Origin of the sequence: Bacillus sp. 22446 (assembly GCF_052044955.1) — a bacterium.
GTDB classification, from domain to species: domain Bacteria; phylum Bacillota; class Bacilli; order Bacillales; family Bacillaceae; genus Bacillus; species Bacillus altitudinis.
Genome location: NZ_JBQEOD010000002.1, coordinates 123,388 through 147,282 on the forward strand (window position 1 = coordinate 123,388; position 23,895 = coordinate 147,282).

Here is a 23,895-nt window from a genome sequence, read left to right on the forward strand (position 1 = left end):
TAAAGTTATTCAATTCGCGTTTCAAGTCTTTTAGCAGAAAGTCTTAGGAGGAAGCAGTATTTTGAACGAAGAAAACAAACAAAACGAAAATGACATTCAATCTGATGGGAAACAAGCCAAAAAAGAGAAGAAAAGTTCTCTGTTTGAATGGATCAAAGCTATTTTAATTGCACTTGCCCTCGTCCTCATCATCCGTACGTTTATTTTTGAGCCGTATGTGGTGGAAGGAGAGTCAATGGAACCAACCCTTCATGATGGAGAAAAGCTGTTTGTCAACAAAACCATCAACTATCTCGGTGGAGTCAAACGTGGTGACATCGTGATTATTAATGGAAAAGACGGTCAGAAAATTCATTATGTCAAACGATTGATCGGCCTTCCAGGCGACACGATTGAAATGAAGGATGATACGCTTTACATTAATGGTAAAAAAGTAGATGAGCCTTATTTAAAAGAGAACAAGGCGCATGCCAAAGAGTATGAGGTACATTTAACAGGAGATTTTGGTCCAGTGAAAGTACCGAAAAACGATTACTTTGTTATGGGTGACAACAGACTGAATTCTATGGACAGTCGAAATGGACTCGGACTCATTGAAAAGGATCGGATTGTCGGCACATCAGAATTTGTTTTCTTCCCATTTGGCGATATTCGACAAACACAATAAATACACCTTTCTCAATGCGTAAGAAAGGTGCTTGAATGGACGACCCTTCATGTAGGGTCGTTTTTAATTTGGTGTGAGCATCGTGACAATGATGACAATGGCCAAAACAGAAGCGAAAACGGACCCAGTAATCGCCAAAACAGAACGGAATAATCCGATTTTCACATTGTCTTTTCCGCGCTTTTGTAAAAAGCGTTTTGAAAAGATGTGGACCAGTGTGTAAATGAGGACAAGCCCAATATAAAGGCCAAAGTCTCTTGCATTAAAGCCAGTCGCCGATAAATAAATGCCCATAAAGAAAATCAATAAACAGTATTCCATGAGTGTGAGTAATCTCAAATCGCCCGAACTCCTTCAATAAAAACATTCCCACTTATTATACCATATTGGACAAAAAGCCTTTGTTCTTAGCGAGAGACGTTTCTATCAATCGTTATTCATGTTATACTTCATATTGATGAATGAGTGATGGAGGATTAATAAATGATTGCAGTGAATAATGTTAGTTTGCGATTTGCTGATCGTAAATTATTTGAAGAAGTAAATATTAAGTTCACTCCTGGCAACTGCTACGGACTAATTGGTGCCAATGGAGCTGGTAAATCAACGTTCTTAAAGATTCTTTCTGGAGAAATTGAAGCTCAAACGGGCGATGTTCATATGAGTCCTGGTGAACGTTTAGCGATTTTAAAACAGAACCACTTTGAATACGAAGAGTTTGAAGTGTTAAAAGTCGTCATCATGGGTCACAAACGTCTATATGATGTGATGCAGGAAAAAGATGCGATTTATATGAAACCTGATTTCTCAGATGAAGACGGGATTCGTGCAGCAGAGCTTGAAGGTGAGTTTGCTGAGTTAAACGGATGGGAAGCGGAAAGTGAAGCTGCGATCCTATTAAAAGGTCTTGGCATTCCAGAGAGCTTGCAATCGAAGAAAATGTCTGAGCTTGGCGGATCTGAAAAGGTTAAAGTATTGTTAGCACAAGCTCTATTCGGTAAACCTGACGTTCTCCTTCTCGATGAGCCAACGAACCACTTGGACTTACAAGCGATCCAGTGGCTAGAAGAGTTCCTCATTAACTTTGAGAATACCGTCATCGTCGTCTCGCATGACCGTCATTTCTTAAACAAAGTATGTACGCATATTGCAGACCTTGACTTTGGAAAAATTCAAGTGTATGTCGGAAACTATGATTTCTGGTATGAATCAAGCCAGCTGGCATTAAAACTCAGCCAGGATGCCAACAAGAAAAAAGAAGAACAAATTAAGCAGCTTCAAGAATTCGTTGCTCGGTTCAGTGCGAACGCATCTAAATCGAAGCAAGCGACATCAAGAAAGAAATTGCTTGATAAGATTTCGCTAGATGACATTAAACCATCTTCTCGTAAATATCCTTATGTTCATTTTGCGCCAGAGCGTGAAATCGGAAATGATGTCCTTCAAGTAGAAGGTCTATCAAAAACGATTGACGGTGTAAAAGTACTGGATAACGTCAGCTTTATTATGAATCGCGAGGATAAAATTGCGTTCTTAAGCCGTAATGAGCTTGCTGTCTCTACTTTATTTAAAATCCTTGCTGGTGAAATGGAGCCAGACAGCGGGACGTTTAAATGGGGCGTGACAACATCTCAAGCCTTTTTCCCTAAAGACAACAGCGAATATTTTGAAGGAAGCGATTTAGATCTTGTTGATTGGCTTCGTCAATATTCTCCTAATGATCAAAGTGAAAGCTTCCTGCGTGGTTTCTTAGGCCGTATGCTTTTCTCTGGGGAAGAAGTGAAGAAAAAAGCAAGCGTCTTATCAGGTGGAGAAAAGGTTCGTTGTATGTTATCAAAAATGATGCTGTCTGGAGCGAATATTTTGCTGTTAGACGAGCCGACGAACCATTTAGACCTAGAGTCCATCACAGCGCTGAATAACGGTCTAATGAGCTTTAAAGGGGCTATGCTCTTCTCATCTCATGACCATCAGTTTGTTGAAACAGTTGCAAACCGTATTATCGAAGTGACGCCAAATGGCATCGTTGATAAACAAACAACTTATGATGAGTTCTTATCAGATCAAGAGATTCAAAAAAGACTACAAGAGCTGTATGCATAAACATAAAGAAAAGACATCCACATGAGGATGTCTTTTTTCTTTAAAAAGCCCAATTTCCATTTCGGAAAATCGGTTCACGTTTACCATCTTTTGTGATTCCATCAATATTCATTTCCTTTGAACCAATCATGAAATCGACGTGTGTAATACTGCTGTTCACACCAGCTGCGTCTAATTCCTCTCGTTTCATCTCTTTACCGCCTTCGATATTAAATGCATAACCGCTGCCGATGGCAAGGTGATTGGATGCATTTTCATCGTAAAGTGTATTGTAATAGAGGATATTTGAGTTAGAAATTGGTGAATCATCTGGTACAAGGGCAACCTCACCTAGATAATGTGAGCCTTCATCTGTTTCAACGAGAGAGGTTAAAATGTCTTCGCCCTCTTTGGCTTTCACATCTACAATACGCCCATTTTCAAAGGTTAACGTAAATTCATCGATAATGTTTCCTGCATAACTAAGTGGCTTAGTGCTAGAGACAGTCCCGTTTACACCATCTTTTTTAGGTACGGTAAAGACCTCTTCTGTTGGCATATTGGCCATGAATGATACGCCGCGTTCACTCACGCTGCCAGCACCTACCCAAATATGCTGTTCTGGAAGTTCAATCGTTAAATCTGTACCTGGTGCTTCATAGTGCAGCTTGTGGTAGTGACGTTCATTTAATACTTTTACTTTTTCATTTAGTGATTCATCATGCTTTTTCCACGCTTCAACAGGATCTGGCTGATCAGCGCGGGCGACTTTAAAGATTTGTTCCCATAATAATGCAACAGCTTCTTCATCTGCATGCTCAGGGAAAATCTTTTTCGCCCAATCTTTTGATGCAGCACCGACGACTGTCCATGCAACTTTGTCAGATTGAACGTATTGACGATATGTATGAAGTGCTGAACCTGCAGCTTTTTGCTGTGAAGCAATTTTTTTCGAGTCAATGCCACTTAGAAGATCAGGGCTTTCTGACAAGATCGTAATAAAAGCACCGCCACGTTTTGCGATGGTTTCCATCATCTGTGCTTCCCATTCTGGAAATTGCTCAAACACATCTTGTGGGGCATGTTCATATTTTAAACGGGTCAGGACACCATCACTCCAGCGGACATGTACGTTTTTCGCTCCGCGCTCATATGCGTGTTTTGCCACAAGACGGACAAGGTCTACAGATTCAGTGAACGCAGATACGACCACTTCTTGACCACTTTGAACATTTACACCTACTTCAACGATGGTTTTTGCATATTGATCTAGTTGTTTTTCAAATGAACTCATAAAAAACCCTCCTTTAGTCATGTTCATCATATCAGATTTAAGACCGAAAAGGAAAATGGGGAGCCGTCCCGAAGCAAAATAAAAAAGCCGCTTTCGTGCGGCTTTTTTAGCGGTTCAGTTGTTTCACAGGCTGTGCATTAGAAGGGGGCATATGTGAAAACGACAGACTCATTCCTCCTAAAATAATACCGGTTAAAATGACTGTGACAACGACCCGTTTACCTAAATCAAGCAACATGTTCTTCCTCCTTCACGTTTATCCATTCATCACGATATGATCGAAATGATGAAAAAAGAAGTAGAACATGAAGATTATTTTAATGTTTTTTGCAATTTGTCGATTACTTCTAATGAACGACCTGTTCCAATTGCGACAGATTCAAGAGGATTTGCTGCGATATGAACTGGGACGACAATTTCTTGAGAGAGCCATTCTTGAATGCCGTTTAATAGTGCACCACCGCCAGTTAGAATGACGCCGCGATCTACGATATCACCACTCAGTTCTGGAGGGCTGTCTTCTAATGTAGCCCGAATCGCCTCTAAAATATGAAGAAGTGATTCTCGCATAGCACCTTGAATTTCTGTTGATTCAAGTGTAATTGTTTTTGGAAGACCTGTGACAAGGTCGCGTCCACGAACTTCTAATGATTCAGGTTCGTGTTCAATGAGTCCATAACCAATTTCCATTTTTACCTGCTCAGCTGTCCGTTCACCGATCAGTAAATTGTATTTCTTTCTCACAAAAGTAATGATATCTTCATCCAGTTGATCTCCGCCAATTCGGATCGAGTGGCAAGAGACAACTCCGCCAAATGAAATGATCGCTACCTCTGTCGTTCCTCCACCAATATCTACAACGACGTTGGCAACAGGCTCGTCCACCGGGAGATCAGCACCGATTGCAGCTGCGACGGGTTCTTCAATTAAATGCACATGCTTTGCCCCGCAATTTTTGACAGCATCGCTGATCGCGCGGCGTTCGACAGCTGTTGAACCTGATGGTGTACAAACAACCACAGTCGGCTTTCTAAAGGTAAAACCAATATTTTTTCCTGCTTTTTTCATAATTTGTTTAAGTAAATCGGTTGTCATATCATAATCAGCGATGACACCATCTTTCATCGGACGGATCGCTACAATTTTGCCAGGTGTTTTCCCAATCATCTCTTTTGCTTCTGACCCCACTGCAAGGACAGTTTTTGTTTCCGTATCTACTGCCACAACGGATGGTTCATTGAGAATAATTCCTTTATTTTTACTGTAAACCAATATGTTAGCTGTTCCTAAATCAATTCCAATTTCGGCATTTTGAAACATGTTTTCACCCAATCTCTATTTTTGCTGTTTTAAACAATTTTACATTTAAAAGTTCAGAGGGTTGAGGTCATTTGTGGGGGTTTGTGATCACCTTGAAATGAATCTGTAAAATTCAAGTCTCATTTTGACAATCACAATAAATTTTCCCTTTGGTTTTTCGATTTTGAAAAAAATTTTTATGCAGGAGAAACCTTTTAAGAATCTCTTACGTCTACGATATATCAATTGGTGAAAAACAGATTGATCTTGAGCTAATGAAAGAAAGAGGGAACGAAATTGAAATCTATCGGAGTTGTAAGAAAAGTAGATGAACTAGGGCGTATTGTGATGCCAATCGAATTGAGAAGAGCACTTGATATCGCTATTAAAGACAGTATGGAATTTTTTATAGATGGAGATAAAATCGTCTTGAAAAAATATCAGCCAGAGGGCGTCTGCCTGATGACTGGTGAGATTACTTCTGAGAACCACGAGTATGGAAATGGTCAAATTACATTAAGCGCTGAAGGCGCAGAACTACTGCTAAAAGAGCTTCAAGAAGCCCTTCAGCAGTAAATAAAAATAGCCTGTTCTCTCCCATTGTGCTGAGAGCAGGCTATTTTTTCTAAAAAAGTTCCTTAAAAATGCCGCATCTCCCTCAAAAAATAAGTGGAAAATGGTACAATTGACAAAGAATCTCAGGGCGGCAGGTGGAATTATTTGAACAAAACATATCAAGTACGGATCCTGTTATCCGTTCTTGCATTTATATTAATTTTGAGCTGGGATTTCTTTTATTATCTTAGCGGCTATCACATTAATTGGCCGCTCGATCTAGCCTTTACAGTCGTTGTTTTGGCCGGTATTTGGACCATCTCAGGCTATGTGGACCGGTTGAATTTGCTTGTATCAGATTTGAATAAACGAGAAAAAGAAGCACACGAACTGACAGAGCGGCTGAATCGAATAACAGATAACTTGCAAGAAATCGTCTTTGAAACCAATGAAAAAGGTGAAATCATTTTTTTAAATCAAGCATGGAAACAAATGACGGGTTACGACATAGAGGAGTGTCTAGGTACGATGTACAATCAGTACTTTGATCAAGAAGAGCATGTCGTTCAGCATTTGTTGTCTGTGATCAAAGAGCATAAGGATGAGGGGCGGGTGGAGCTGCAGCTTCTCCATAAAGAAGGAAAAAAGGTATGGGGAGATGTGCATTATAAGCTTTATTTCGATGAACAGCACCAGTTTACTGGAGGTATTGGAACGGTTGCGGATATCACGAAACAAAAGCAGGCAAAGCTTGAACTTGAAAGATCAAATCAGCAATTACAAATGCAGGCACAAAAGCTGGCTGTTGCAGGACAAATAGCCGCTGGCATTGCCCATGAAGTCAGAAATCCGCTCACCTCAGTCAATGGATTTTTGCAGCTGATGAAAACGCAATATCCTGAAAGAACCGATTATTTTGATATCATCTTTTCTGAAATTAAACGCATTGATTTTGTTTTAAGTGAGCTGCTTGTCTTAGCAAAACCTCAATCGGTTCAATTTCAAGAAGTACAGCTCCATGATTTGCTAGAGCAGGTGATTACCTTATTAAAGACAAATGCCGTTCTTTCAAATATTGATCTCAAACAGCCGTTTAAGAAGCAGGATGCTGGCACGATATTAGCAGACGCCAATCAAATGAAGCAGCTGTTCATTAACTTAATCAAAAATGCGATCGAGGCGATGCCTGAAGGCGGCAATATATACATATCAACAGAAAAAGTGATGAATGAATGGAAAATCACGATTCAAGATGAAGGAAAAGGAATGTCCGAAGAGGACATTCTGAAAATATATGATCCTTTCTTTTCGACTAAAAAAGAAGGTACAGGACTTGGTTTAACGATCTGTGCGACGATCTTAAAAGATCACCATGGAAGAATGGATGTAAAGAGCGAGCTCAGCAAAGGGACGGCTTTTGATATTTACTTACCTGTGTATCAAAAAAGCAGATAGTAGCAAGGTGAGAGGATGTGATGTGTGATGACGAAAGAGACAAAGACGTTATTTGTGTATGGGACACTTTTAAAGCACGAAAAGTATCACGAGACATTGATGAAAGAAAGCAGTCCATTAGCAGCATCTGCTTGGATAAAAGGGAGACTGTACGATACAGGTGAGGGTTACCCTGTGTGTGTTGTCTCGGAACAAAACACAGTATATGGAGAATTGTATGAGGTCAGTGATGAAACGCTGCATAAGATAGATGAGCTAGAGGAAGGGTATGACCAGCAGGAAATAGAGGTTATGACAGACCAGGGGCCAAGATCAGCCGTTGCTTATACAATATGTAAGCAGAAGGCATCGAGTCTGAAGGAGATTGAAAGCGGCTGCTGGAAGTCATATCAACTATGGGAGCGCAAACCGTCTTCCTTCTATTATTTTGCCTATGGGTCCTGCATGGATGATGCAAGGTTTAAGCTTGCGAAAGTGGATCATTATTTCAAACAAATCATCGGCGGCGGCACACTTGATCGTTTTACCACAAGGTTTACATTGGTGCGTCCTGATGGATCAAGAGCAGATATGGTAGAAGACGGCGGAGAAACAGAGGGTGTTCTATATGAAGTACCTTTTGATGCCATTCGTTATTTGTACAAACGAGAAGGTGTAAATGAAGGGACTTATCGTCCAGCATTTGTCGATGTCACAGTAGGTGATCAAGTGTATGAGGACTGCTTAACGTTTCTCGTTTTAAAAAAGAGCGAAGAAATTGCGCCTCCTGGTCATTATCGCAGTGAAATCGAAAAAGGAGCAGACCTTTACTTAAGTGAAGCGTTCCGCAAAAAAATACGGTCGCATATGGATTCATTAATGAAACCGTAGTAAAATGCATGGTAAGTGATATAAAAGGAGTCTGAACATGAAAAAGGAATATGCAGTCATTGGTCTTGGACGCTTCGGCGGAAGTATCTGCAAGGCGCTAAGCGAAGAAGGACTTGAAGTCATGGCCATGGATATGAATGAAGATCGTGTGAACGAATATGCTAAAATTGCATCACATGCCGTGATTGGTGATTCGACGGACGAATCTGTTTTAAAGAACCTAGGCATTCGCAATTTTGATCATGTGATCGTGGCGATAGGTGAAAACATTCAGGCGAGTATTTTAACAACGATTATGCTGAAAGAACTTGGTGTCAAAATGGTCACAGTGAAAGCTCAAAATGACTACCATGAAAAGGTTTTGAATAAAATTGGTGCGGACCGTATTGTCCATCCTGAACGAGACATGGGCAGACGGATTGCACATAAAATTATTTCTAACAACGTGCTTGATTATTTAGAGCTGTCAGATGAGTACAGCCTCATTGAAATCGTCGCCAACAGCAGACTCGCTGGGCACTCTTTGTTAGATCTCGACATTCGTGCAAGGTACGGGATCAATATCGTGGCAATTAAACGCGGGAAAGAAGTGATCGTTTCACCGCTCGCAGATGAAATGATTCAAAAAGAAGATATCCTCATTGTCATTGGGGCAGTGGCAGATATCGGGCGCTTTGAAAAACGGGAAATGCAGAACGACTATTAAACACTCCGAGAAGGGGTGTTTTTTTGTTTTAGAAGTGTACATATGGGGCGGACATTGTGGGAGAGAACAAAGTGGAAAAGAGCCGTTTACTTTCTAAAAGAACAGCAAAATAGAACATGGTTATTTTTCAGCCAATTATCACTATTCAGAAATAAAAATCAATCTTTTGATATGGTTGATTTTCTCTAAATGTCATTGACTGGACAAACAGATTCGTTTACGATAAGAAACATTATATTGTTTACTCGGAGGAGGCAGTGTCGTTGGATAAGGAGCTTTTCAGACATCAAATTGAGGTAGCTGCAAAGAGAAAAAAAGCAGCCCTAGTGATTAAACATGCGAAGGTTATGGACGTGTTTAACCAGGAATGGATAGACGCTGATGTCGCTGTTGAAAATGGAAAAATAGTAGGAATTGGGGAGTATGAAGGAGAACAGGAGCTGGATGCAACAGGTCAAATGCTTGTTCCCGGTTTCATTGACGGCCACGTTCATATCGAATCCTCGATGGTGACTCCTGCTGAATTTTCCAAAGCTGTCGTTCCTCACGGCGTGACAACTGTTGTAACAGACCCGCATGAAATTGCCAATGTATCCGGTGTTGCAGGTATCCGTTTTATGCTCGAAGAAGCGAGAAAAGCTGCTTTAAATATATATTTCATGCTGCCATCCTGTGTACCGGCAGTCAGCTTTGAACGATCAGGTGCTACACTAAAAGCAAAAGATTTAAAGCCTCTTTATCAGGAGAAAGAAGTGCTTGGTCTTGCCGAAGTGATGGATTATGTCGCGGTGGAACAAGCGGAAGAAGATATGCTTCAAAAACTGCTTGATGCTCAACATGAACATAAACTCATTGATGGCCATCTAGCAGGATTAACGGACCGATTAATTAATGTGTACCGAACAGCTAATGTCCAAACGGATCATGAGGTGACAACAGCTCAAGAGGCCCTTGAACGTGTCAAAAGAGGCATGTATGTCATGCTCAGAGAAGGCTCTGTTGCTAAAAACGTGAAAAACGTATTACCTGCTGTCAATGAGAAGAATGCGAGACGCTTTTTCTTTTGTACGGATGATAAACATTTAGATGATTTAATGGCTCAAGGAAGTATTGATGAACAAGTACGGATGTCGATACAAGAAGGATTGGACCCCTTTATAGCATATCAAATGGGAAGTTTAAACGCAGCGGAGTGTTTCGGTCTCAAAACAAAGGGAGCGATTGCACCAGGCTTTGACGCGGACTTTATGCTCATTTCTGACTTACATGAGGTAGGAATTACAAGCGTCTTTATCGCAGGAGAATTGGTCTCTGAACATGGAGAATATTTGCCGAGTGTCGACAAGATCACGCCAATTTCTTCGCTCATGCAATCGGTACATGCAGTGGACGTTCAAGAGAAAGATCTAACGCTGCCTATAACAGATCACCAAAAGATGAATGTCATTCGCATTATACCGAATCAGCTTGAAACGAAATTAGAACAAATATCTCCTTCTGGAAGCGATGGACAATTTACGAGTGATATTGATCGAGATGTATTAAAAATAGTACTTGTCGAACGCCATAAAGGTCTATCTGAAATTGGGATAGGGGTTGTCAGCGGATTCGGCTTAAAAGAGGGGGCAATTGCAACAACAGTTGCCCATGACTCGCATAACTTAATTGCCGTTGGAACAAATGATGCTGATATGATCAAAGCCATTGAGACGTTAAAAGAAGCAGGGGGGGGTTTGACCGTTGTAAAAGACGGAGAAGTTCTTCATACGCTTCCATTACCGATTTCCGGTTTATTATCAGATCAACCTGCACATACGGTCAATGAAAGCCTTCATGCACTCCATGAAGCGTTAAACGAAACAGGCTTTGTCTTAGACTTTAATCCGTTTTTGACATTATCCTTCTTGGCACTGCCAGTCATTCCTGATGTGAAAATGACAACACAAGGATTGTTTGATGTGAGAAGTTTTCAGCATCTCCCAATTCAATCGTAAAACAATGACTAGACCCGCACGTATCGTACAGATATGCGGGTTTTTTTATTGCGCATAAAAAAGAGACACAGCCAATTGGCTGTGTCTCCCTGTACGTCATTACACTTCCATAATAATCGGTAAGATCATTGGGCGGCGTCTTGTTTTTTCATAAAGGAAAGGAGCAAGAGTGTCAGTAATCTCGTTCTTAATTTCTGACCATTGAGTCGTCTTACGTTCCATTACTTTTTCAAGATGCTTTGAAATGAGATCTTGCGCGTCATTAATGAGGTCTCCAGATTCTCTCATGTAGACAAAACCTCTTGAGATTAAATCAGGACCTGCAGAAATTTTGAATTCTTTCATATCCATGCTGACAACAACAATGACAAGACCTTCTTCTGAAAGAATGCGGCGGTCTCTTAACACGATGTTGCCGATATCACCAATACCGCTACCGTCGATATACACGTTGCCTGATGGAATTTTGCCAGCGACACTTGCTTCGTCACCTTTCAGAGCAAGAACTTCACCGTTATCCATGATAAAGCAGTTTTCCTCAGGAATTCCGCAATCATTCGCAAGTTTAATATGCGTTTTTTGCATGCGGTACTCACCGTGGATCGGCATGAAGAATTTAGGTTTAATTAAACGGAGCATCAGCTTTTGTTCTTCCTGCCCGCCGTGTCCAGAGGTATGAATATTATTAAGTGAGCCATGAATGACTTCAGCACCAGCACGATACAGCTGGTTAATAGTACGGCTTACGCTAATATTGTTACCTGGGATCGGTGAAGACGAGAAGACAACAGTGTCTCCAGGGTTAATTGAAATCTGGCGGTGCGTACCGTTGGCAATACGAGAAAGAGCGGCCATCGGTTCGCCCTGACTACCAGTACAAAGAATGGTTACTTTGTTTGCTGGAAGGCGGTTGATTTCATTGTGTTCAATGAACGTGTTTTTTGGACATTTGATATATCCGAGCTCTTGTCCAATATCAATGGCAGACTCCATGCTACGCCCAAACACAGCGACTTTTCGGCCGTTGGCAACAGCTGACTCGATCACTTGCTGAAGTCTGTGAATGTTAGATGCAAATGTAGCAAAGATAATACGTCCATCTACTTTTCTGAAGATGTCATCAATGCTTTCACCTACACGTCTTTCGGACATCGTAAATTCTGGAATTTCACTATTTGTACTGTCAGATAGAAGACAAAGAACGCCTTCTTTCCCGATCTCAGCCATTTTCGTTAAATTGGCAGGCTCGCCAACAGGAGTAAAGTCAAACTTGAAATCGCCTGTATGTACGATGTTACCAGGAGGTGTCTTCACGACAATTCCATAAGAATCTGGGATACTGTGCGTCGTTCTAAAGAAAGACACAGCTGTTTTTCTAAATTTGATCGTATCCTCTTCTTCAAAGATGTGAAGTTTGGTCTGTCTTAATAGACCATGCTCTTCCAATTTGTTACGAAGTAGGCCGATTGCGAGTTTGCCTCCGTAAACTGGAATGTTCACTTGCTTGAGAAGGTAAGGGATACCGCCGATGTGGTCTTCATGTCCATGAGTAATAAAAAGACCTTTGATTTTATCTTCGTTTTTAACTAAATACGTATAGTCAGGGATGACGTAATCAATTCCAAGAAGTTCATCTTCAGGGAACTTAATACCAGCATCAATCAAAATGATTTCATCTTGAAATTGAACGCCATACGTGTTTTTACCGATCTCGCCTAATCCGCCGAGCGCAAAAACTGCCGCCTGATCGTTTTTTACAAATTTCATTCCTCTCATAGCTCCAATACTTTAAAATTTTCACTTTCTCGTTCATAGTCTAAAAAAGCACCGTCTACAGGCTGAATGAATTCAATATTGTAGTTATGTTTTTTCAACTTATCGCGTACGTCTCTTTCAGAAACCGCTTCAACGTATAGTGAATCTGTGTGTTCTCTCACAGGTACCTCAGTCGTACTTGCCTGAAAAAATACCTTATATATCATCCAAATCTCTCCTTAAATACCGTATGTTACACTCGCTTATTCTATTATATTAAAAAAACGCGCATAAGAAAAGTCTCAGAGAAAAAAGGACCTTCAGCAAATGTGCGGAAGATCCTTTTAAGCAATCGATTTTTTACGAAGCATGTCCTTCCATTGTCTTCGAATTTTCTTGCGCAGACGACGAAGCATCGCGGATCGCCTCCTTTCGGTATGAGTCTCATTCAGCCATTTGTTCCGTTCTCTCTATATACTTGTATTATATGATGTTTCCACTTAATGTTACATGGTTATATGTGGGAAATGGGCGTTTTAAGAGGAAGTGGTTTCGTCAGTGAAGATCTTTCTGTATGATGAAGGGGAGAGGGTATACATAACAAGAGACAGGAGACGAGATATGAATAAAAAAGTCATCTTCTTTGATATCGACGGTACTTTATATGACCATGATAAAAAAATACCTGAATCAACGAAGCGAGCTGTTCGTTTATTAAAAGAAAAAGGGCATCATCTCTTCATTGCATCTGGCCGTTCGCCTTTTCTTATCCAGCCTATTTTAGAAGAAATAGGGCTTGACTCATTTATTGCTTATAACGGTCAGTATGTCATGTACGAAGGAGAAGTCATTTATGGCAATCCGCTTAAGCAAGAGCTGATGGATAAAATTTATGAAACAGCGGATCAACATGATCATCCGCTTGTTTTCATGGGAGAGAAGACGATGAAGGCGTCTGTGCCGAACCATCCATTTATCCATGAAGGGATTGGCACTTTAAAAACAGAGCATCCCGAGCATGATTTGTCATTCTTTAAAGAAAACGTCATTTATCAAATGCTGCTATTTTGTAAAGCAGAAGAGGAACATCTATATGAAGCGTTCCGTGAAGAAATTGATCTCGTCAGGTGGCATGAGCTGTCTACTGATGTCCTGCCAAAAGGTGGATCAAAGGCTGAAGGAATTAAACGAGTCATTGAAAGACTTCCGTACGATCAAAAGGACACAATTGCCTTCGGTGACGGGCTGAACGATCGAGAAATGATTTCGTTTGTTGGAACAGGCGTTGCAATGGGGAATGCAGTCAATGAATTAAAAACATTAGCTGACTTTGTCACCAAACCTGTAGATGAGGATGGCATATTCCACGCTGTGACTGAATTAGGCCTTATTGAAGAATAAAAAACAAGACCCGCTGATGGACGGGTCTTGTTTTTATTTTATGATCTGCCGATCGCAACCGCGTTGTCTGGCTCGGCGAATGGATGATCTTTTTGAATATGATCATAAAACATAATGCCATTTAAGTGGTCAATTTCATGCTGAAAAACGATGGCCGGAAACCCTTTGAGGCGAATATCAATGTCTTCACCTTCAAGCGTTGTACCTTTCACCCTGATTTTTTCATAGCGCGGGACGAATCCAGGGATGGCTTCATCAACAGATAAACAGCCTTCTCCAGTAGCTAAATAAGCTCTTTTGACTGAATGGCTAACAATGCGTGGATTGAATAATGCATAGCTGTAAAGTTCTCCGCCCTCGTCTTCACAGTGAACAGCGATCATTCGTTTACTGATATTGATTTGCGGAGCTGCTAGGCCAACACCGGGTCTAAGTTCATATTTTTCAGCAATGTCTGCATCCTGACTGTTTTTGACAAATTCAATCATGTCAGCTAATTGCTGTTTTTCTTCTTCTGTTGGCGGGAGTTCGACCGCTTCAGCTGTTTGTCTTAAGACGGGATGCCCGTCTCGTACGATATCATCCATGGTAATCACAAAACTTCACTCCTATTTCCTTTGTATGTAAAGTATATAAAATGATACACGACATATGCAATGAAATAAAGAAGACCGGTCGTATGAGACCGGTCAGAGGCTTATTCAGCCATTAGCAGCAGCCACCGCCGCCTAAGAATGCTGCGCCAACAATGATCAATAGAATGAATAGGACGACGATTAAAGCGAATGTACGTCCACCACCGTAACCGCAACCGTATCCACCACCATAACTTGGATAGCAACAACCGCCGCCGTATCCATAACCGTAACCGCCGTATCCACCATACATACTTCCATGACTATAATTAGACATACTTTTGACCTCCTTTGGAAATACACTCGGCCTCTCATAAGTGAAGGCGAAGCGTGTAATATAAACTATGTATGAATGCACTATTTGTATAGTCATGAGCCTAGAGCATGAAAAAAATCTTCTTTCCCCTCAAAAAACCAACCTCTTTCCTTGTCACAACCGCCCTGAAAAATTATAGTGGTATGTGGAGATGTAAAGGGGGACCTTGTAATTGAAACAGATGAAAAGAAGAATAAAAGCAGGTGCAGCTTTAGCGGGGATATGTACCCTCTTGCTTGCGGGCTGCGGAGGTCAAAATCCGCTTTATGAGATGCAAGATGCCATGACAAAAATGAGCGAAAAAGAAGCATCCTTTGAAAAAGAACAAGGTACACTGCAAAGCTATGAGAAAAAAGAGCAGCAGTTGTATAAAAAAATGATTCAAACAACAAAAGACCACACAAAAACAGTCTCAAGCTTGTCTGATCAAGCATTAGCATCGGCAGAAAAGCGTGAAGAACATTTAAAGACAGAAAAAGACAGCATGGATCAATCGAAAAAAGAATTTCAATCTGTAAAGGAATTCGCTGGACAGATAAAAGATGAAGAAGTAAAAGACAAAGCAGAACAAACAGTCAAATCAATTGAAAAAAGATATGCATCGTATGATCAGCTTTACCGTGAGTATCAAAAGGCGCTGAAACAAGACAAGCACTTGTATGAATCCTTAAAAAGAAAAGACTTAGGATACGCCGAACTGAAATCCAAACTGAAAACAGTCAATCGTTCCTATAGTAAAGTGAGAAAAGAAAGTAAGAAGTTCAATCAATATACAGATCAATTGAACGAATATAAACAAGCTTTATACAAAACAGCTCAGAAAGAATCGCAAAATAGCTAAAAACAGTACTTGCATATTTGCTAGCTCTGTTTATCGCTGCTACTCACAAAGTGCCTGCGTGTCGTTACTCGTTTTTCCAAGATGTCAAACTGAAAAGAAGAGAAAGGGTTAAAATGAAGTCCATTTTGGCCCTTTGTCCATCACGTTCAAAAGAGTTGGAAATAGCTCTTTTTTTATTTTTCGACAAAAACAAACATGTGCTATTGTAGTACAGTGATCCACTCTATACTAGTACAGTTTGTGCTGTTGATTAAACAGATTGATACAGGTCACCATAAAAAGTAAAGCGAATACATTTATTTAAATAAAGCCGTTAAATCAATTGACGGACTATTTTTCTTGTTGTAAACTATTCCTTGTTAACAGAAGTTGTATTAGTTTTTTGTGAACTATCGTTAATACAGTTAGAAAAACTCAAAAGCAAGCGATCATCCAATGTTTCGACAATGATCTTTGTGGCTATTATATACAGGAGTCATATGAGCATTTTGGGTTATCCTATATCTGTATGTATAAATGGATTCACGACAAATTGACTGTTAAAAGAAAGGAAGAGGTGACTTTAGAATGGCTGCAAAAACAAAAAAAGCAATTGTTGATAGCAAAAAGCAATTCGATGCCATCAAAAAGCAGTTTGAAACGTTCCAAATTTTAAACGAAAAAGGCGAAGTCGTAAACGAAGCGGCAATGCCAGATCTTTCAGATGACCAATTAAAAGAATTAATGCGCCGTATGGTGTTTACACGTGTATTAGATCAACGTTCAATTTCATTGAACCGTCAAGGACGTCTTGGCTTCTATGCGCCAACAGCTGGACAAGAAGCTTCTCAGCTTGCAACTCACTTTGCACTTGAGAAAGAAGATTTCATTCTTCCAGGATATCGTGATGTACCACAATTAATCTGGCATGGTCTTCCACTAACAAAAGCATTCTTGTTCTCTCGTGGACACTTTGTTGGAAACCAAATGCCTGAAGATGTGAATGCACTTTCTCCGCAAATCATTATCGGTGCACAAATCATTCAAGCTGCTGGTGTAGCTCTTGGTTTGAAAAAGCGCGGTAAAAATGCTGTTGCAATCACTTACACTGGTGATGGTGGAGCTTCACAAGGTGATTTCTACGAAGGTATTAACTTTGCAGGGGCTTACAAAGCGCCAGCGATTTTTGTTGTCCAAAACAACAGATATGCGATCTCTACACCTGTTGAAAAGCAATCTGCTGCACAAACGATTGCACAAAAAGCAGCTGCAGCTGGTATCGTAGGCGTACAAGTTGACGGTATGGATGCATTAGCTGTATATGCAGCGACTGCTGAAGCTCGTGAGCGTGCTGTAAATGGTGAAGGTCCAACATTAATTGAAACTCTTACATTCCGTTACGGCCCACATACAATGGCTGGTGACGATCCAACAAGATATCGTACAAAAGAAGATGAAAATGAGTGGGAGCAAAAAGATCCATTGGTACGCTACCGCAAATTCTTGGAAAACAAAGGCCTTTGGTCTGAAGAAGAAGAGAATAAAGTCATCGAAGATGCAAAAGAACAAATCAAACAAGCAATCAAAGAAGCTGACGAACAGCCTAAGCAGAAAGTCACTGATTTGATTGAAAACATGTACGATGTGAAACCATTTAACTTGGTTGAACAGCTTGAAATCTACAAACAGAAGGAGTCGAAGTAAGCCATGGCGCAAATGACATTGATTCAAGCGATCACTGATGCGTTACGCACAGAACTGAAAAATGACGAAAACGTTCTTGTTTTCGGAGAAGACGTTGGTAAAAACGGCGGCGTATTCCGTGCGACTGAAGGATTGCAAAAAGAGTTTGGTGAGGATCGTGTATTCGATACTCCACTTGCTGAATCTGGTATTGGCGGTCTTGCAATTGGCCTTGGACTACAAGAATTCCGCCCAGTAATGGAAATTCAATTCTTCGGATTCGTTTACGAAGTATTAGATTCTGTTTCTGGACAAATGGCTCGTATGCGTTACCGTTCTGGTGGACGCTGGCATTCTCCAGTGACAATCCGTTCTCCATTTGGCGGAGGAGTTCACACACCTGAGCTTCACGCTGATAGCTTAGAAGGTCTTATTGCACAACAGCCTGGTATCAAGGTTGTTATTCCTTCAACACCTTACGATGCAAAAGGACTATTAATTTCTGCAATCCGTGACAACGATCCGGTTGTATTCCTTGAGCATATGAAACTTTATCGTTCTTTCCGTCAGGAAGTTCCTGAAGAAGAGTACACAATTGAAATCGGTAAAGCTGACGTGAAACGTGAAGGTTCTGACCTTTCAATCATCACTTACGGTGCAATGGTTCACGAATCACTTAAAGCTGCTGAAGAACTTGAAAAAGAAGGCGTTTCTGCTGAGGTCGTTGACCTTCGTACAGTGAGCCCGCTTGATATTGAAACAATCATCGCTTCTGTTGAAAAAACAGGCCGTGCGATCGTTGTTCAAGAAGCACAAAAACAAGCTGGTATTGCAGCAAACGTAGTAGCTGAAATCAATGATAGAGCAATTCTTAGCCTAGAAGCACCAGTACTTCGTGTAGCTGCACCTGATACTGTATTTGCTTTCTCTCAAGCTGAGAGCGTATGGCTTCCAAACCATAAAGACGTGCTTGAAACAGCTAAGAAAGTTCTTGAATTTTAATTAAATGACAGAGGGGAAAAGAATTTATTTCTCTTCCCCTTTATCAATTACATGACCGTGTAATGTTGACAGAACAAGGGTTTAACATAATCTAGGAGGCGAAAAACAGTGGCATTTGAATTTAAACTTCCGGACATCGGAGAAGGTATCCACGAAGGTGAGATCGTTAAGTGGTTTGTAAAACCAAACGACGAAATCAATGAAGATGACGTTTTAGCAGAGGTACAAAATGATAAAGCAGTTGTAGAAATTCCTTCACCTGTTAAAGGAAAAGTATTAGAATTAAAAGTTGAAGAGGGAACAGTTGCAACTGTAGGACAAACAATCATTACGTTTGATGCACCTGGTTACGAAAATCTTCAATTTAAAGGCAGTGAAGAAGAAGGCGAAGCGAAAACTGAAGCTCAAGTACAAGGTACTGCTGAAGCTGGTAACGAGCCTGAAAAGAAAGAAGTTGCTCAAGAAGAAGCGGCAGCAGCAACTGGTGCTGGCGCACAAGAGCAAGTAGATGCTGATCCTAACAAACGCGTTATTGCTATGCCATCTGTACGTAAATATGCGCGTGAAAAAGGCGTTGAAATTTACAAAGTTGCAGGTACTGGTAAAAATGGCCGCGTGCTAAAAGAAGATATCGACAGCTTCCTTAATGGCGGTTCTGCAGCAACTCAAGAAGCAGCACCTCAAGCAGCTGAAAGTGCGAAAGAAGAAGCGGCTCCAAAAGCGGCAGCAGCTCCAGTTCTAGAAGGAGAATTCCCAGAAACTCGCGAGAAAATGAGCGGAATCCGCAAAGCGATCGCGAAAGCAATGGTGAACTCTAAGCACACAGCTCCTCACGTAACATTAATGGATGAAGTTGATGTAACAAACCTTGTTGCACATCGTAAACAATTCAAACAAGTTGCAGCTGATCAAGGAATCAAGTTAACTTACTTGCCTTACGTTGTAAAAGCTCTAACTTCTGCTTTGAAAAAGTACCCAGTACTTAACACTTCTATCGATGATAAAACAGATGAAGTTGTTCAAAAGCATTACTACAACATCGGAATTGCAGCAGATACTGAAAAAGGCTTGCTTGTTCCAGTTGTGAAAAATGCAGATCGCAAAGCGATTTTCGAAGTATCTAACGAAATCAACGAGCTTGCAACAAAAGCACGTGATGGTAAATTGGCTCCAGCTGAAATGAAGGGTGCATCTTGCACAATCACAAACATCGGTTCTGCTGGTGGACAATGGTTTACTCCAGTCATCAACCACCCAGAAGTAGCGATCCTTGGTATTGGCCGTATCGCTGAAAAAGCGGTTGTTCGTGATGGCGAAATCGTTGCAGCTCCAGTCTTAGCTCTTTCCCTAAGCTTTGACCACCGTATGATTGATGGAGCTACTGCGCAAAATGCCCTTAACCACATCAAGCGTTTATTGAATGATCCACAATTAATTTTAATGGAGGCGTAAATTCATGGTAGTAGGAGATTTCCCAATCGAAACAGATACTCTTGTCATCGGTGCAGGTCCTGGTGGATATGTAGCTGCTATTCGTGCTGCACAGCTAGGACAAAAAGTAACAATCGTTGAAAAAGGAACACTTGGCGGCGTATGTCTAAACGTCGGCTGTATCCCTTCAAAAGCATTGATCAATGCTGGACATCGTTTCGAGAATGCAAAGCATTCTGAAGACATGGGTATCAAAGCTGAAAACGTAACAGTTGATTTCACAAAAGTTCAAGAGTGGAAAGCTTCTGTTGTCAACAAATTAACAGGTGGAGTTCAAGGTCTTCTAAAAGGAAATAAAGTAGACATCGTCAAAGGTGAAGCTTATTTCGTAGACAGCAACTCTGTACGTGTCATGGATGAAAATTCAGCGCAGACTTATACATTTAAAAATGCAATTCTTGCAACTGGATCTCGTCCAATCGAATTGCCTACATTTAAATACACAGACCGCGTGATTAACTCAACTGGTGCTTTAGCGCTTAAAGAAGTACCTAAAAAGTTAGTTGTCATCGGTGGTGGATACATCGGTACTGAGCTTGGTACTGCTTATGCGAACTTTGGAACAGAAGTTGTCATCCTTGAAGGTGGAGACGAAATCCTTCCAGGTTTTGAAAAGCAAATGAGCTCATTAGTGAAACGTAATCTGAAGAAAAAAGGAAACGTTGAAATTCATACAAACGCTCTTGCAAAAGGCGTTGAAGAAAAATCTGACGGTGTCACTGTTACTTTCGAAGTAAAAGGTGAAGAAAAAACTGTCGATGCTGACTACGTACTTGTGACTGTTGGTCGTCGTCCAAACACAGATGAGCTTGGTCTTGAGCAAGTTGGTGTTGAATTGACAGACCGCGGAGTTGTCAAAACTGACAAACAATGCCGTACAAGCGTTTCAAACATCTATGCAATTGGTGACATCGTTGATGGACCACCACTTGCACACAAAGCTTCTTACGAAGGTAAAATTGCTGCTGAAGCAATCGCTGGAGAGCCAGCTGAAATTGATTACCTTGGTATTCCTGCTGTTGTATTCTCTGAGCCAGAACTTGCAACTGTTGGATACACTGAAGCAGAAGCAAAAGAAGAAGGAATCGACATCGTTGCAGCGAAATTCCCATTCGCAGCAAACGGACGTGCACTTTCTCTTGATGCAACTGATGGCTTCATGAAGATGATCACTCGTAAAGAGGATGGTCTTGTGATCGGTGCACAAATCGCAGGTGTTGGTGCTTCTGATATGATTTCAGAGCTTAGCCTTGCAATTGAAGCTGGTGTGACGGCTGAAGATATCGCAATGACAATTCACGCTCACCCAACTTTAGGTGAAATCACAATGGAAACGGCTGAAGTAGCAATCGGAAGCCCAATCCATATCGTAAAATAATGAACGTTTAACCCCTCTCCACACGGAGAGGGGTTTTTTATGTATGTGAAACGTCGCTGAAAAAGAAAAACCCTCATGAGATGAGGGCTTTTTTCATATGGATATATAAGTGCAAAGTCGAACCGTTAATTTGTATTCACTCGATCTAATGCTTGGCATATGGGTGATAAGATATCCTCTTTACTTCGGACATTACCTTCCACCTTCACAATGACTTTTTCATTATTGACAAGTAAAATAGCCGGCAGTTCGTCTACTTCATTTTTCCAGCCTTTACGATCTTCTTTGACAATCATCTTGGACATTTCCTTCGGATATTCATTTTTTAAATCGAGCACTGCGTCATAATAAGGACTTTCTTTATCAAGATTTTCTGCATCAGTAAAAAAGAGAATTCTTGGCTTTTGAATATGACTGACCTGGTCTGTCTGATTCGGTATGATATACGCAAATGAGCATGAACTAAGTACAAAGAGCATAGGGAATATAATGAGAAGGGTCCTCATAAAATTCAATCTATTCACCTCAAAATCCTTTGGGGTTGTACCAACATTTTTAGGAGCCAGTTCCCTGTTAGTCACTCTAGTGTATCACGTCCTTTTTGACAATTTTCGATTGTTACTCAATTGTTACAGAATTGATATGAAGCAAAATACATTTGAAACGTTTCCTCAATATGATGAGAAAAAAGCATATTTTTATAAAAAATGATTAAATGTGTCATACAATTAACCGTTGACAACTTAAATGTGACATCATATTATAGAGATATGAAATAGATTAAACGCTTTCAAACTTTGAGTAAAGAAAAGGGGAATGTACGTGGGTACAATTATTTGTCAAGATTGCAATGAAACCATTGATCAATTTGAAAATGAAAAAGTGACAACACTTTATGGAACATGTGGTCACTGTCATTGCTGTGATGAAGCCTCTGAATAAATAAAAAAGCATGCAGCTCCAATTGGGGCTGCATGTTTCTTTTTTTATAAAATGGCTTTTTGTTCTTTAATGACACGAATCATATCTAGTGTGGAATCTTCAGGTCCTTGAACAGGAAGACCGATTTCGATATTTTTAAAGATATAGGAGATATTTTCTTCTGTGATGATTTCTCCTGGTATAAAAATAGGAATACCAGGCGGATAAACCATGACAAATTCTGCAATGATCCGGCCTGCCGCTTCTTTAAATGGAATGACTTCCGTTGTTGCGTAAAAAGCGTCACGCGGCGTCATCGCAAGCGAAGGGATCTCAGGCAGTAACACTTCTGTCACGGCTTGTTTGCCGCCTTGACGTGCAGAGGTGGCCGCAATTTCCTTCATAGCCGTTACAAGCGTATCAATCGTCTCATCACAATCGCCAGGCGTCACGATACATAAAATGTTGTATAGGTCAGAGAGCTCTACTTCAATTCGGTAGCTTTCTCTCAGCCATTTCTCCACATCATGGCCATTCAGTCCAAGGTCTTTAATGGAGATGATTAATTTTGTTGGGTCATAATCGTAAGTAGAAGGTGAACCGAGAATTTCTTGACCAATACAAGTAATACCTTCAATTTCGTTTAAACGAGTTCTTGCTGATTCAGCTAATCGAATGGCTTCATCTGCAAGTGCCTTTCCTTCAGTCGCTAATCGCTTTCTAGCGACATCCAGGGAGGCTAAAAGCAAATAAGAAGTAGACGTAGTTGTCAGCATGCTTAAAATAGATTGTACTCGATCCTTTGAAACAAGCCCTTCTTTTATATTTAAAATCGAGCTTTGGGTGAGAGAGCCACCAAGTTTATGCACACTTGTTGCTGCCATATCAGCTCCCGCCTGCATCGCAGACAATGGAAGCTCATCGTGAAAATGAATGTGCACACCATGTGCCTCATCTACAAGAACAGGTACGTCATATGAATGAGCAATCTCTACAATGGTTTTTAAATCAGCTGAAATGCCAAAATACGTTGGGTTAATCACAAGCAGCCCTTTCGCATCTGGATGTTTAGTCAGCGCTTTTTTAGCTGACTCTGGCGTGATGCCATGAGAGATGCCAAGCTCTTTGTCAATTTCCGGGTGAATAAAAACAGGTACTGCACCAGAAAATACAATCGCAGACATAATCGACTTATGGACATTACGTGGAACAATAATTTTGTCTCCAGGGCCACAGACGGTCATCACCATTGTCATGATCGCACCGCTTGTTCCTTGTATAGAGAAAAACGTATGGTCTGCACCAAATGCTTCTGCTGCAAGCTCCTGTGCTTCTTTGATCATTCCTCGAGGCGAATGTAAATCATCAAGAGGTTCTATATTAATAAGGTCAATGCTTAATGCATTATCTCCAATGAATGCTCTAAATTCAGGATCCATTCCGGCTCCTTTTTTATGGCCTGGAATGTGAAATTGGACTGGATTGGTTGAAGCGTGTTTTTTTAGTCCAGTGTATAAGGGTGTATCATGTTGTGACAATTGCTTTCCCACCTTCATCGAAATACCTGCTAT

The 23,895-nt window shown here is 40.7% G+C and carries 24 protein-coding genes; 14 read left to right on the forward strand and 10 right to left on the reverse strand.

The genetic code is table 11. From position 1 onward, the window contains the following. The first annotated feature begins 94 nt into the window (after positions 1 to 94). Positions 95 to 667: a signal peptidase I gene (gene lepB / locus ACTJJD_RS04905; protein ID WP_034647709.1), complete on the forward strand. Its 573-nt coding sequence runs from the start codon at positions 95 to 97 to the stop codon at positions 665 to 667. Positions 668 to 730: 63 nt separating this feature from the next. Here the strand turns inward: lepB and ACTJJD_RS04910 are convergent, their stop codons facing one another. Next, positions 731 to 1,006: a hypothetical protein gene (locus ACTJJD_RS04910; RefSeq protein WP_008345136.1), complete on the reverse strand. Its 276-nt coding sequence runs from the start codon at positions 1,004 to 1,006 to the stop codon at positions 731 to 733. 144 nt (positions 1,007 to 1,150) lie between these two features. Here ACTJJD_RS04910 and ACTJJD_RS04915 point away from each other — a divergent pair, with 144 nt between their 5' ends. Beyond that, the gene (locus ACTJJD_RS04915) at positions 1,151 to 2,770 is read left to right on the forward strand and encodes an ABC-F family ATP-binding cassette domain-containing protein (RefSeq protein ID WP_007498620.1); all 1,620 of its coding nucleotides are present in this window, start codon (positions 1,151 to 1,153) and stop codon (positions 2,768 to 2,770) included. A 40-nt stretch (positions 2,771 to 2,810) separates the two neighbouring features. On the opposite strand, the gene ACTJJD_RS04920 is transcribed toward ACTJJD_RS04915, so the two are convergent. From ACTJJD_RS04920 to mreBH, 3 genes are all read right to left on the reverse strand, one after another. After that, positions 2,811 to 4,043 (reverse strand): aminopeptidase, encoded by a 1,233-nt coding sequence (locus ACTJJD_RS04920; protein ID WP_327878366.1) that lies wholly within the window; start codon positions 4,041 to 4,043, stop codon positions 2,811 to 2,813. Positions 4,044 to 4,149: 106 nt separating this feature from the next. Beyond that, entirely contained in the window at positions 4,150 to 4,281 is a 132-nt protein-coding gene (locus ACTJJD_RS04925; RefSeq protein ID WP_003210922.1) for a protein YkpC, read from the reverse strand. Between the two features lie 74 nt (positions 4,282 to 4,355). Beyond that, the gene (gene mreBH / locus ACTJJD_RS04930; protein WP_017359401.1) at positions 4,356 to 5,363 is read right to left on the reverse strand and encodes a rod-share determining protein MreBH; all 1,008 of its coding nucleotides are present in this window, start codon (positions 5,361 to 5,363) and stop codon (positions 4,356 to 4,358) included. A gap of 276 nt (positions 5,364 to 5,639) precedes the next feature. On the opposite strand from mreBH, the gene ACTJJD_RS04935 reads away from it, so the two are divergent. From ACTJJD_RS04935 to ade, 5 genes are all read left to right on the forward strand, one after another. Continuing rightward, positions 5,640 to 5,918: an AbrB/MazE/SpoVT family DNA-binding domain-containing protein gene (locus ACTJJD_RS04935; protein ID WP_017359400.1), complete on the forward strand. Its 279-nt coding sequence runs from the start codon at positions 5,640 to 5,642 to the stop codon at positions 5,916 to 5,918. A 144-nt stretch (positions 5,919 to 6,062) separates the two neighbouring features. Further along, positions 6,063 to 7,352: an ATP-binding protein gene (locus ACTJJD_RS04940; protein WP_007498613.1), complete on the forward strand. Its 1,290-nt coding sequence runs from the start codon at positions 6,063 to 6,065 to the stop codon at positions 7,350 to 7,352. Positions 7,353 to 7,379: 27 nt separating this feature from the next. Then, entirely contained in the window at positions 7,380 to 8,222 is an 843-nt protein-coding gene (locus ACTJJD_RS04945; protein WP_035700616.1) for a gamma-glutamylcyclotransferase, read from the forward strand. Positions 8,223 to 8,259: 37 nt separating this feature from the next. Then, on the forward strand, positions 8,260 to 8,928 hold the full coding sequence (locus ACTJJD_RS04950; protein WP_008345123.1) for a potassium channel family protein: 669 nt from the start codon (positions 8,260 to 8,262) through the stop codon (positions 8,926 to 8,928). A gap of 263 nt (positions 8,929 to 9,191) precedes the next feature. After that, positions 9,192 to 10,922, forward strand: a complete 1,731-nt coding sequence (ade, locus tag ACTJJD_RS04955) for an adenine deaminase (protein WP_440608152.1) — start codon at positions 9,192 to 9,194, stop codon at positions 10,920 to 10,922. A gap of 99 nt (positions 10,923 to 11,021) precedes the next feature. Here the strand turns inward: ade and rnjA are convergent, their stop codons facing one another. Both rnjA and ACTJJD_RS04965 read right to left on the reverse strand, forming a co-directional pair. Then, complete coding sequence (gene rnjA / locus ACTJJD_RS04960) at positions 11,022 to 12,689, reverse strand: ribonuclease J1 (RefSeq protein WP_008345116.1); 1,668 nt, start codon at positions 12,687 to 12,689, stop codon at positions 11,022 to 11,024. Between the two features lie 5 nt (positions 12,690 to 12,694). Beyond that, entirely contained in the window at positions 12,695 to 12,904 is a 210-nt protein-coding gene (locus ACTJJD_RS04965; RefSeq protein WP_008345114.1) for a DNA-dependent RNA polymerase subunit epsilon, read from the reverse strand. A gap of 394 nt (positions 12,905 to 13,298) precedes the next feature. Here ACTJJD_RS04965 and ACTJJD_RS04970 point away from each other — a divergent pair, with 394 nt between their 5' ends. Further along, positions 13,299 to 14,078, forward strand: coding sequence for a Cof-type HAD-IIB family hydrolase (locus tag ACTJJD_RS04970; RefSeq protein WP_098680855.1), 780 nt, complete (start codon positions 13,299 to 13,301; stop codon positions 14,076 to 14,078). Between the two features lie 38 nt (positions 14,079 to 14,116). On the opposite strand, the gene def is transcribed toward ACTJJD_RS04970, so the two are convergent. Beyond that, on the reverse strand, positions 14,117 to 14,674 hold the full coding sequence (def, locus tag ACTJJD_RS04975) for a peptide deformylase (protein WP_008345111.1): 558 nt from the start codon (positions 14,672 to 14,674) through the stop codon (positions 14,117 to 14,119). Between the two features lie 112 nt (positions 14,675 to 14,786). After that, entirely contained in the window at positions 14,787 to 14,966 is a 180-nt protein-coding gene (locus tag ACTJJD_RS04980) for a YjcZ family sporulation protein (RefSeq protein ID WP_026050085.1), read from the reverse strand. Positions 14,967 to 15,201: 235 nt separating this feature from the next. Between ACTJJD_RS04980 and ACTJJD_RS04985 the strand changes: the two genes are divergently transcribed. The 5 genes from ACTJJD_RS04985 (at position 15,202) to lpdA (ending at position 21,403) form a co-directional block, all read left to right on the forward strand. Further along, the gene (locus ACTJJD_RS04985) at positions 15,202 to 15,870 is read left to right on the forward strand and encodes a YkyA family protein (RefSeq protein ID WP_440599987.1); all 669 of its coding nucleotides are present in this window, start codon (positions 15,202 to 15,204) and stop codon (positions 15,868 to 15,870) included. Positions 15,871 to 16,437: 567 nt separating this feature from the next. Next, positions 16,438 to 17,553, forward strand: a complete 1,116-nt coding sequence (gene pdhA, locus ACTJJD_RS04990) for a pyruvate dehydrogenase (acetyl-transferring) E1 component subunit alpha (protein ID WP_007498599.1) — start codon at positions 16,438 to 16,440, stop codon at positions 17,551 to 17,553. A gap of 3 nt (positions 17,554 to 17,556) precedes the next feature. Next, on the forward strand, positions 17,557 to 18,534 hold the full coding sequence (pdhB, locus tag ACTJJD_RS04995; RefSeq protein WP_007498597.1) for a pyruvate dehydrogenase complex E1 component subunit beta: 978 nt from the start codon (positions 17,557 to 17,559) through the stop codon (positions 18,532 to 18,534). Between the two features lie 108 nt (positions 18,535 to 18,642). Next, the gene (locus tag ACTJJD_RS05000; RefSeq protein WP_008345100.1) at positions 18,643 to 19,986 is read left to right on the forward strand and encodes a dihydrolipoamide acetyltransferase family protein; all 1,344 of its coding nucleotides are present in this window, start codon (positions 18,643 to 18,645) and stop codon (positions 19,984 to 19,986) included. A 4-nt stretch (positions 19,987 to 19,990) separates the two neighbouring features. Further along, positions 19,991 to 21,403: a dihydrolipoyl dehydrogenase gene (gene lpdA, locus ACTJJD_RS05005; protein ID WP_003211097.1), complete on the forward strand. Its 1,413-nt coding sequence runs from the start codon at positions 19,991 to 19,993 to the stop codon at positions 21,401 to 21,403. Between the two features lie 125 nt (positions 21,404 to 21,528). On the opposite strand, the gene ACTJJD_RS05010 is transcribed toward lpdA, so the two are convergent. Next, positions 21,529 to 21,909 carry a hypothetical protein gene (locus tag ACTJJD_RS05010; protein WP_223255627.1) on the reverse strand — a complete coding sequence of 127 codons (381 nt, stop codon included), beginning with the start codon at positions 21,907 to 21,909 and terminating at the stop codon, positions 21,529 to 21,531. Between the two features lie 316 nt (positions 21,910 to 22,225). Between ACTJJD_RS05010 and ACTJJD_RS05015 the strand changes: the two genes are divergently transcribed. Further along, entirely contained in the window at positions 22,226 to 22,345 is a 120-nt protein-coding gene (locus ACTJJD_RS05015; RefSeq protein ID WP_003212464.1) for a GapA-binding peptide SR1P, read from the forward strand. 44 nt (positions 22,346 to 22,389) lie between these two features. Here the strand turns inward: ACTJJD_RS05015 and ACTJJD_RS05020 are convergent, their stop codons facing one another. Beyond that, a complete protein-coding gene (locus ACTJJD_RS05020) occupies positions 22,390 to 23,862 on the reverse strand; it encodes an aminotransferase class I/II-fold pyridoxal phosphate-dependent enzyme (protein ID WP_090756397.1) in 1,473 nt (490 codons plus the stop codon). Between the last annotated feature and the right edge of the window lie 33 nt (positions 23,863 to 23,895).